The sequence below is a fragment of the Streptomyces purpurogeneiscleroticus genome (assembly GCF_020024005.1).
Taxonomy (GTDB): domain Bacteria; phylum Actinomycetota; class Actinomycetes; order Streptomycetales; family Streptomycetaceae; genus Streptomyces; species Streptomyces purpurogeneiscleroticus.
In genome coordinates this window covers 1-5,448 of sequence record NZ_NHSG01000016.1, presented here as the reverse complement: position 1 = coordinate 5,448, position 5,448 = coordinate 1, and the positions used below count along the sequence as shown (strand labels likewise).

Below are 5,448 nucleotides of genomic sequence, written 5' to 3'. Positions count from 1 at the left end.
GTCGGGTGGGTCAGGCGAATGTGCGGAGATGCGAGATCGCGGAGTCATGTCGACGACGCTAGAGCGATTTCACGAATCCCGCCGATCACCACCAAATTCCGTGGATAACCGCCGAGTTGTGGATAACTCGGCCACCCGGACGAGGGAATCAGAGCTCGCTATCGCCCTACCGCGGCGACAGCACAACCCCCAGCAGCCCCGGCCCCGTGTGCGCGCCGATCACCGCGCCCACCTCGCTGACGTGCAGGTCCATCAGGCCCGGCACGCGGGCGCGGAGGCGGTCGGCCAGGGCGTCGGCACGCTCGGTCGCCGCCAGGTGGTGCACCGCGACATCGACCGGGGCCGTGCCTGCCCGGTCCGCCACGATCTCTTCCAGGCGCGCGATGGCCTTGGAAGCCGTCCGGACCTTTTCCCGTAGTTCGATGCGTCCGTCGGCGAGTTGGAGCAGGGGCTTGACCGCGAGCGCGGAGCCCAGCAGGGCCTGTGCCGCGCCGATGCGGCCGCCGCGGCGCAGATACTCCAGGGTGTCGACGTAGAAGTACGCGGAGGTGCCCTCGGCGCGTTTCTCGGCCGCGGCCACCGCCTCGTCGACGTCCCCGCCGGACTGTGCGACCTCCGCGGCCTCGAGGGCGCAGAAGCCCAGTGCCATCGCGACCATGCCGGTGTCCACCACCCGCACGGGGACCGGCGCCTCCTTGGCCGCCAGTACGGCCGCGTCGTACGTCCCGGAGAACTCCGAGGAGAGGTGGAGCGAGACGATGCCGTCGGCACCCGCGGCCGCGACTTCGCGGTAGGTCTCGGCGAACGTCTCGGGGGCGGGCCGGGAGGTGGTGACGTACTTGCGTTTCTGCAGCGCCTGGGCGACCGACCTGGCCGAGATCTCCGTTCCCTCTTCCAGGGCCTCGTCGCCGAGGACCACGGTCAGCGGCACCGCCGTGATGCGGTGGCGGTCCAGCGCCGCCCGCGGCAGGTAGGCCGTTGAATCGGTGACGATCGCGACATGGCGGGACATGACTGGGAGGTTATCCAGAGAACCCGGTGCCCGACAGTGCGGGCCCCGTTTCAAGATCTTCTCCGATCATCCAGCGATGCGCCACAGCCAACTTCGGATGGCCGGCGAGATCACCTGCCGGCGATCCGGCAGGTCCCCGGCTCGCAATCGGCCGCATCGCATACCCCGCGCCGGCCACGTCAGCCCGCGCTCTCCGGACGGGCCGTCTTCTGCCACGAGTACGGCGTCCGTATGCGCGGGTCCGGGGCGTCGATGGCCTGCGGGCCCTCGGGGGCAGCGGCGGTGTCGGGCTGCTCCGACGGCGGCGGCCATGCGGCGAGCGGGTCCGGCACGGCATCCGTACCCGGCCCGGACGTGGTCTCGCGCGCGCCCGGCGCCGACGTCCAGTGCCGCAGCGCGCCCGCCTCGACGTCGATCTGTCCGGCGAGCACCGCCAGGTCGTCGTCGGCGAACTTCTGGGCGCGGTCCTGGGCCGCCCAGCGCAGCGAGTCCGAGGAGTGCGTGATGCGCTCCAGGCGGTCCCGCAGCTCGGGGAGACGCTCGGTGATCCGCGTCCGGTCCGGCTCGCGCTCCAGGCGCTTCAGGTCGGCGTCCAGCTCGTGGCCGTGCGCGCTGAGCTGTGCGAACAGGTTCAGTGCTTCGCCCAGCGACTGGTCCTCGGGGGCGGCGGCACGCAGCGCTTCCTGGGTGGCGCGCATCGAGGTGCGCAGGGAGAGCCGCATCTGGGCCAGCTGTCCGGCCGGGCCGGTCTGGGTGTACTGCCGGGCGCGCAGGGTGGTGTCCTCGACCGTGCGGCGGGCCTGGGCGACCGTACGGTCCACGCCGCGCTTGGTCGCCGAGACGGCCTTGACCGTCACGAACACGCCGGCCGCGACGAACAGCACGAACAGCAGGGCGAGGATCGCGAGCACAGCGGTCATGGGCTTACCTCATGTGGGCTCGGTCGGACCGACGGACGGACTGCTTCCTTCTCTCACCGTAAACGCCTCGGGCAGGCCGGGGGTTCCCGCGAGAACCCCCAACCTGCCCGTAGTGGTCATCCCCCACGCGCGCCCGCCGGGCGGGCGCGCGTGGGACCGGATCAGGCCGGAACGATGTTGACCAGCTTCGGAGCCCGGACGATCACCTTGCGGATGCCCGCGCCGCCCAGCGCCGACACCACCGCCGGCTCGGCCAGCGCCGCCGCCTCCAGGTCCGCGTCCGAGATGGCCGGCGAGACCTCCAGGCGGGCCTTGACCTTGCCCTTGATCTGCACGACGCAGGTCACGGTCTCGTCGACGACGTACGCCGGGTCGGCCACCGGGAAGTCCGCGTGCACCACGGAGTCGGTGTGGCCCAGCTTGCGCCACAGCTCCTCACCGATGTGCGGGGCCAGCGGCGCGACCAGCAGGACCAGCTGCTCGGCGACCGAGCGCGGCACGCGGCCGCCGGCCTTCGTCAGGTGGTTGTTCAGCTCCGTGACCTTGGCGATCGCGGTGTTGAAGCGCAGCCCGGCCATGTCCTGGCCGACGCCGTCGATGGCCTTGTGCAGGGCGCGCAGGGTGTCCTCGTCCGGCTCCGCGTCCGTGACGGTGACCTCGCCGGTGGCCTCGTCCACGATGTTGCGCCACAGGCGCTGCAGCAGGCGGTACTGGCCGACGACGGCGCGGGTGTCCCAGGGGCGCGAGACGTCCAGCGGGCCCATCGCCATCTCGTACAGCCGCAGCGTGTCCGCGCCGTACTCCTGGCAGATCTCGTCCGGGGTGACGGCGTTCTTCAGGGACTTGCCCATCTTGCCCAGGACGCGGCTGACCTTCTCGCCCTGGTAGTAGTACCCGCCGTCGCGCTCCTCGACCTCGGCCGCCGGGACGGCGATGCCGCGCTTGTCCCGGTAGACGAACGCCTGGATCATGCCCTGGTTGTACAGCTTGTGGAACGGCTCGGCCGAGGAGATGTGCCCCAGGTCGAACAGCACCTTGGACCAGAAGCGGGCGTACAGCAGGTGCAGCACGGCGTGCTCGGCACCGCCCACGTACAGGTCGACACCGCCGTGCGGCTGGCCCTCGCGCGGGCCCATCCAGTACTGCTCGACAGCCGGGTCGACCAGCTTCTCGTCGTTGTTCGGGTCCAGGTAGCGCAGCTCGTACCAGCAGGAGCCGGCCCAGTTGGGCATGGTGTTGGTCTCGCGGCGGTAGCGCCGCACGCCCCGCCCGTCACCCAGGTCCAGCTCGACGTTGACCCAGTCCTCGTTGCGGGACAGCGGGGTCTCCGGGGAGGTGTCCGCGTCGTCCGGCTCGAACGTGCGCGGCGAGTAGTCCTCGACCTCGGGCAGCTCCAGGGGCAGCATCGACTCGGGCAGCGCGTGTGCCACGCCGTCCTCGTCGTACACGATCGGGAAGGGCTCGCCCCAGTAGCGCTGCCGGCTGAACAGCCAGTCACGCAGCCGGAAGTTGACGGTGCCCTCGCCGATGCCCTGCTGGGCCAGCCACTCGGTGATCTTCGCCTTGGCCTCGGTGACGCCCAGGCCGTCCAGCGAGATGGTGTCGTCCGAGGAGTTGACGATCTTCGCGTCGTACGAGGAGAAGGCGTCGTCCCAGGTCGACGGGTCGGTGCCGCGGTCGTCCGAGGGCTCGACCACGCAGCGCATGGGCAGCTCGAAGGCGCGCGCGAAGGCGAAGTCGCGGCTGTCGTGCGCCGGGACGGCCATGATCGCGCCGGTGCCGTAGCCCATCAGGACGTAGTCGGCGATGAAGACCGGGACGCGGTCGCCGCTGACCGGGTTGATCGCGTACGCGCCGGTGAAGACGCCGGTCTTGTCCTTGGCCTCGGCCTGGCGCTCGACGTCCGACTTCGAAGCGGCCTGCTTGCGGTACGCGGCGACGGCCTCGGCCGGGGTGTCGTAGCCACCGGTCCACACGTCGTGCGTGCCCTCGGGCCACGCGTCCGGGACGATCGAGTCCTCACCGGAGACCAGCTCGTGCTCCGGGGCCAGCACCATGTAGGTCGCGCCGAACAGGGTGTCCTGGCGAGTGGTGAAGACGGTGATGCGCTTGTCCCCCACGGGGAAGTCGACCCGCGCGCCCTCGGAGCGGCCGATCCAGTTGCGCTGCTGCAGCTTGATCGCCTCGGGCCAGTCCAGCCCGTCCAGGTCCTCCAGCAGGCGGTCCGCGTAGGCCGTGATGCGCATGTTCCACTGGCGCAGCTTCGCCTTGAAGACGGGGAAGTTCCCGCGCTCGGAGCGGCCCTCGGCGGTGACCTCTTCGTTGGCCAGCACGGTGCCCAGGCCCGGGCACCAGTTGACGGGCGCGTCCGAGGCGTACGCCAGGCGGTACTCACCCAGGATGTTGGCACGCTCGAGGGCGCTCAGGTCGGCCCACGCGCGGCCGTCGGGCGTCTCGCGCTCCCCCGCCTCGAACTGGGCGACCAGCTCGTCGATCGGGCGCGCCTTCTTGGCCTCGGTGTCGTACCAGGAGTTGAAGATCTGCAGGAAGATCCACTGAGTCCACTTGTAGTACGCCGGGTCGATCGTCTCGACCGAACGGCGCTGGTCGTGGCCCAGGCCCAGGCGGCGCAGCTGCGCCTTCATGTTGACGATGTTGGCCTCGGTGGAGACCCGCGGGTGGGTGCCCGTCTGGACGGCGTACTGCTCCGCCGGCAGGCCGAAGGCGTCGAAGCCCAGGGTGTGCAGGACGTTGTGGCCCGTCATGCGCTGGAAGCGGGCGTAGACGTCGGTGGCGATGTAGCCCAGGGGGTGGCCGACATGCAGGCCCGCACCCGAGGGGTACGGGAACATGTCCATGATGAACTTCTTGGGCTTGGCCACCTGCTCCGGGTCGCCGGCCAGGTCACCACTGGGGTTCGGCGCCTCGTACGTGCCGTTTTCGTCCCAGAAGTCCTGCCAGCGTGCCTCGATGTCCGCGGCCAGCGCGGCCGTATAGCGGTGCGGGGCCGCCGCCTCGGCGGCCGTAGTCGTCTCGCTCATCGTCCTCAAAGCTCCATCGATCGTCTCTGCCTGCGGAAACGCACCCCTTGCGGGCACCCTCTTGCCGGCTGGCGCCTGAAACAAAAAGGCCCCTCGCACAGGAGGGGACGCCGCGCCGATGCCGACCTGGACCCGCAGTCCGTGATCCGGTCGGTACTGATCAGCGCGGCCCGCTAAGCAGAAGGCGTACGGCACGCATGGCGCCAGGGTACCGCAGGGCACCAGGGGCCCGCGCCGAGGATTCCCCCGGGCGGAGCCCGTCCCACATACCGGGACGAGCGAGCGCCCCCGTATGCGCGGCGCTCGGCGCCCGTAGGAGTCCACGCAGCAGCCCCGGCCCGGTGTGCCCACGCCCGCGCGAGAAGGGCGACCGATCGGGTGTACGGGGCGCGAACGGACCGACGTTAGCAGCGGGTCACGCCGGGCGGGCGGGATACGCGAAGGCCGCCGCAGGCCCCCCGTGACGGCCCCTAGC

Annotated in this window: 3 protein-coding genes; all 3 read right to left on the bottom strand. The window is 70.9% G+C overall.

Annotation, left to right across the window (positions count from 1 at the left end; all coding sequences use genetic code 11):
- Window positions 1–166: 166 nt before the first annotated feature.
- The 3 genes from CCS38_RS00440 to leuS all read right to left on the bottom strand — a co-directional run bounded on the left by CCS38_RS00440 (window position 167) and on the right by leuS (window position 4,973).
- Window positions 167–1,012: a DegV family protein gene (locus CCS38_RS00440; protein WP_223731166.1), complete on the bottom strand. Its 846-nt coding sequence runs from the start codon at window positions 1,010–1,012 to the stop codon at window positions 167–169.
- Window positions 1,013–1,191: 179 nt separating this feature from the next.
- A complete protein-coding gene (locus CCS38_RS00435; RefSeq protein WP_223731165.1) occupies window positions 1,192–1,932 on the bottom strand; it encodes a hypothetical protein in 741 nt (246 codons plus the stop codon).
- A 161-nt stretch (window positions 1,933–2,093) separates the two neighbouring features.
- Window positions 2,094–4,973 carry a leucine--tRNA ligase gene (leuS, locus tag CCS38_RS00430; protein WP_223731164.1) on the bottom strand — a complete coding sequence of 960 codons (2,880 nt, stop codon included), beginning with the start codon at window positions 4,971–4,973 and terminating at the stop codon, window positions 2,094–2,096.
- Between the last annotated feature and the right edge of the window lie 475 nt (window positions 4,974–5,448).